5 protein-coding genes are annotated in these 4,711 nt (G+C 60.6%); 2 read left to right on the plus strand and 3 right to left on the minus strand.

Annotated features, from left to right (window positions below; genetic code table 11):
- From AC1DT3_RS12565 to AC1DT3_RS12575, 3 genes are all read right to left on the minus strand, one after another.
- On the minus strand, positions 1 to 1,131 hold a 1,131-nt coding region (locus AC1DT3_RS12565; protein ID WP_477465589.1), incomplete at its 3' end, for an efflux RND transporter permease subunit.
- The gene (locus AC1DT3_RS12570; protein WP_477465590.1) at positions 1,128 to 2,219 is read right to left on the minus strand and encodes an efflux RND transporter periplasmic adaptor subunit; all 1,092 of its coding nucleotides are present in this window, start codon (positions 2,217 to 2,219) and stop codon (positions 1,128 to 1,130) included. The genes AC1DT3_RS12565 and AC1DT3_RS12570, both read right to left, overlap by 4 nt.
- Positions 2,220 to 2,293: 74 nt before the next feature.
- Positions 2,294 to 3,463 (minus strand): patatin-like phospholipase family protein, encoded by a 1,170-nt coding sequence (locus tag AC1DT3_RS12575; protein ID WP_477465593.1) that lies wholly within the window; start codon positions 3,461 to 3,463, stop codon positions 2,294 to 2,296.
- Positions 3,464 to 3,795: 332 nt separating this feature from the next.
- Here AC1DT3_RS12575 and AC1DT3_RS12580 point away from each other — a divergent pair, with 332 nt between their 5' ends.
- Together AC1DT3_RS12580 and AC1DT3_RS12585 are read left to right on the plus strand one after the other, a co-directional pair.
- Complete coding sequence (locus AC1DT3_RS12580) at positions 3,796 to 4,170, plus strand: DUF2946 family protein (protein WP_477465591.1); 375 nt, start codon at positions 3,796 to 3,798, stop codon at positions 4,168 to 4,170.
- Between the two features lie 93 nt (positions 4,171 to 4,263).
- Positions 4,264 to 4,711: copper chaperone PCu(A)C (locus AC1DT3_RS12585; RefSeq protein WP_477465592.1), on the plus strand; the 448-nt coding region annotated here is incomplete at its 3' end.

Genomic DNA, 4,711 nt, shown 5'->3' on the forward strand with positions numbered 1-4,711 from the left:
GATGAAGACGATGGACAAAACGAGGGGAATGGAAAGCGCGACGACCAGTCCCGCCCGAAGTCCCAGACTCACGAAGCTGACCAGAAGAACGATGCCGATGGCCTCGAAAAGTGCCTCGGTGAAGCCACCGATGGCAAGCTTCACGACCTGCGGTTGGTCGGAGACGAGCACAAGATCGATGCCGATCGGGAATTGCTGATGCAATTGGTCGGCGATCCGTTGCAGTTTCTGTCCGAATTCGAGATTGTTGCCGCCAGATCGCATGGAGACGCCGATACCGATGGCGGGTTTCCCGTTGGCGCGGAACATCTTCTCTGGGGGATCGACATAACCGCTTTCCACGGTCGCGATGTCGACAAGGCGATAGAAGCGATTGTTGATGAAGAGGTTGATCGCCTCGATGCTTTGCGTCGTCAGGAGCGCGCCGGTCACTTCGATGAGCATGTTCTCGCTCTTCGTGTTGACGACGCCCGCCGGCACGACGGCGTTCTGATCGGCGATGGCATTCAGGACCTGGTTGAAATTCAAGCCGAGCGCCGCCAGTTTCTGTGGCGAGAAGGACAGGTAGATCTTCTGGTCCTGGTCCCCGAAGATGTCGACCTTTCCGACGTCGCCGGCGCGCAGGAACGCGGCGCGGGCCGTCTCGGCGAAATCGCGAGCCTGACGCTCGGTGTAGCCATCGTAGGTAATGCCGTAGATGATGCCGTAGACGTCCCCAAACTCGTCATTGAAGTAGGGGCCCTGAACGCTTTGTGGGAGCTTGTATTTGATGTCCGCAACCTTCTTGCGGACTTCATACCAGATCCACGGAATATCCGCCGGGTTGGTCGATTCGAGGAGATTGACGTAAATGACCGAGACGCCCGGTTTCGTGTAGCTCTTTACATAGTCGAGGTTGGGTGTCTCCTGCAGCTTCTTCTCGAGCTGATCCGTCACTTGCAGCATCGTGTCGGCCGTCGTCGCGCCGGGCCAGTTGGTCTGCACCACCATCGTCTGGATGGCGAAGTCGGGGTCCTCCTGGCGTCCGAGGCGCGAGTAGGAAATCGCGCCTCCGACAACGCACAGGATCATGAAAAACAGGACAAGCGCGCGGTGCCGGACAGCCCAATCGGAAAGGTTGAAGCTGGTCATTGCACGGCGACCTTCTGCGGCGACACGGCCTGTCCGTCCGCGAGGGAGTTCACGCCGGCGACGACAACGAGATCACCCTTCTTCAACCCATCCGAGATGGTCACGGCGTCTTGATCGTAGCGGACCACGGATACGACCCGTTTCTCCACTTTGTTTCCCGGTTGCGACACCACCCAAACTTGCGGCCTGTCTCCCGTTTGCAGAAGAGCGCCGACCGGAACACGGGTCATGACGCCGCCATTGACCTCGGCGCGACCGACCACGATCGTCCCGAGCCTCATGGAGGCGGGGGCTTTCGGCAGGGAAATCTTGACCGTGTAGGTGCCGGTCACGGGATCGGCGTTGGGTGCGATCTCGCGCACGGTGCCTTCGACCCAAACGCTCGGTTGATCCTGCAACCAGACCTTGATCGGTAACCCCACATGGGCATATCCGACGCGTTGTGGCGCGACCGAGAATACGGCTTCGCGTTCATTGAGTTGCGCGATCTGGACGATCATCTGACCGGACATGACGACTTGGCCGGGATCGGCACCGGTCTGAGTGATCGCGCCGTCTGTCGGCGCGACGAGCTGCGTATACTTCAATTGATCGTCGGCGAGTCGCAGATTGGCCTGCGCGCCTTGCAGACTTGCCTGCGCATTCTGAAGTGCACGCAACGCTTTGTCGTAATCGGCCTGTGTCGTGTAACCATCGGCGAGGAGCTTGCGATAGCGCTCTTCCTGCGCGCTCGTCTGCGTGACGTCGGCGGTGGCGGCGGAAACTTGCGATTGCGCTGCAACCTGCTTGTTCTGGAAGTCGACGGGATCGATCCGTGCCAGCAGATCGCCGGCCTTCACCATGGCGCCGAGATCGACATCGCGCGAGATCAACCGCCCACCGACGAGGAAACCGACATTCGAGGTGTAACGGGCCTGGATTTGACCGCTGGCCTCGGCCGAAAGAGATGTATCCTGAGGGTCGATTTCGACGACGCGAGCCGTGCGAGGCGGAGTGGGAGTCGCCGCCTTGTCTTCACACGCGGCAAGGATCGACAAGAAGCCAATGGTCAGCAGAAGGCGCGGCGCGAAAATGCTCGAAAACGTCATCGGTTGTAAATCCGGTCGTGATTGTCGAAGGAAAGACGAGGTTCAGGCGTCGATATTTACAGGGCATGGACGCTCTAACCGCTTTGCGCCAGATCGAACGTCGCGACGCCGTCGAGTGAATCGGGGCGTTCGAAGATCTCCGGATGGCGCAGCGTGCGGACGGCGTCCTGATACCCGGCGCGCCAGTGCTCTTCCATGCTCAAGCGAGAGAATTCGTAGTCTTTCGAGTGCCGCTCGAACTGTCGCGAGCGGTAGATGAGCTGAACGATGTTGTACACTTTTCGATCGGCGGCCGGTTGCAGCAGCTTGGCTTCCTCGCTCGCGGCGAGTTCGGGAGGAAGTTTCGCCAACAAGCCAGTGAGTGCCACGCGCAAGCGCTGCAAGCGTTTGAATTCGTCGGTGTTCGCGCGCGTGCGGCTCGAGAATTGAATTTCCTTCTGCCGCACGGCAACCTCGGCGAGATCGCGCGGAACTTGACCGCGCGCATTCCATAGATCGACCTGGAAGGCGAGGGTATCCCTTCGCGCGCCGCTCTCCTGCACCACCCATTGCAACGGCGTGTTGGAGATCAATCCGCCGTCCCAGAAATAGTCGCCGTCGATCTCGACGGCGGCGAAACCCGGTGGCAAGGCTCCGCTCGCCATCACATGTTCGGCGCGCAGATCGCAGGTGCTGTTGTCGAAATAGTTGAAATTCCCCGACCTGACATTCACCGCGCCGAGTGAGAGGCGCATGCCGTCATTGTTGATGCGGTCGAAATCGACGAGCGCCTCCAACGTGCTCTTGAGCGCGGAGGTATCGTAGAAGCTGGTCGCGCCCGGGGCTCCCGCGGGGAGGAACAAGGGGCTCGGGACACGCGGCTCGAAGAAACCTGGCGCTCCCGTCAGCAAGGACGCGGCCGCGTGTGTCTGGTTGAAAAAGCCGCGCGCAACGTCTCCCTCGAAAAAGCCTCGCCACGCGTCGGTCAGGGGGTCGAGGTTGGGGTGATCGGTCACGCGCTCCCAGAACTGACGCAGCCGTGGGACGCGATCAGCGGGAGGGTTGCCTGCGATGATGGCCGCGTTGATTGATCCGATGGATATGCCCGCGACCCAATCCGGATGCAGGTCAGCCTCCGCCAACGCCTCGTAGACGCCGCCTTGATACGCTCCGAGCGCGCCGCCGCCCTGCAGAAGCAGCGCGATGCATTCGAATGGCGGACGTTCTCGACCGGTGTGGTGTTTCGTCAGGCGTCTTGCGACCATCGATGTCAACGGTGAGCCGCCCCCTTGATGCGTCGCTGGAATGAGGTCGAACCGGTGCGACGAGCGATAATGATGGGCAAGAATTTGCCCGCGCACATGGACCTGACTCGACTTGCGAGACACTGGAATAACTACCATCGCGATCGCGCCGACGCAACGGATTTTCTTCCTGTTTCCGTAACGTTTCGAGTGATTTCCGGAGGGCCAGGGCTAGCGAATATTGCGTGGTTGGTGGTCGCGCACTGAGTAACTTGTGGTTTTGCGGGGATGGGGTTATTCCACCGCCCGGGCCGCGCGGCACTCGTGCGGGGCCGGAGGATGTCAGGTTGGCGATGAACCGCAGACGGATGGGGGGCACATGGGTTGCGATCGTCGCGGCCTATTTGATTGCTGTCCAGACTGTTCTTGTCGGTTTGACGCTCGGCGCGTCGGCGACGCCTATGCAGCCGCCTGGCTCCATCCTGTGCTTCACGGGAGGCGCGCGCCACGCGGACGACGGGTCGTCACAGGATCGCACCCATCTGCCCAATTGCTGCGTCCTCGGCTGCAGCATGTTCGGGCCGTCCACCGCTCCTCCCTCGCAAACATCGGTTCTCCGAGATCGTACGTTTGCGGAAGCCCGTCACGCTTCGCTCGCGGGATACGCGTTCGTCGGCGCGGCGCCGTTCAGAGGACCCCAAAATCCACGTGCTCCACCGACGATCTGACATTCCTCGTCCGTCAATCAACGGACGCGATGAACTCAGAATCGTCTGCAAACTTCAGAGCCCTTGCGGCTCGACTGCTTATGGAGCAACCCCATGTCCAATTCGTTTCGCCGTAGAGTTTTCCTGCAATCGGCTGCTGTCGCTGTCTTCGCCGCAGCGATGATGCCCAATTTGAGCGCGCACGCTCACGAATACAAAATCGGCCCGATTCAGATCGGCCATCCCTGGTCTCGCGAGACACCGGGGGGCGCGAAGGTCGCGGGCGGTTATCTCACGATCAAGAACGGTGGTTCGGAAGACGATCGTCTCGTCTCTGCGCACGCTGAAATTGCCGGAAAGACCGAGATCCATGAAATGTCGGTGAAGGACGGCGTGATGACGATGCGCCCGCTGGCCAATGGCGTCGTCGTTCCCGCAAACGGTTCGGTCGCCTTCAAGCCTGGCGCCTACCATATCATGTTCATGGACCTGAAGCGGCCAGTGAAGAAGGACGAGCCGTTCGAAGGAACGCTCACTTTCGAGAAGGCCGGAACGGTGAATG

It is taken from the genome of Microvirga sp. P4_G7 (genome assembly GCF_056401005.1).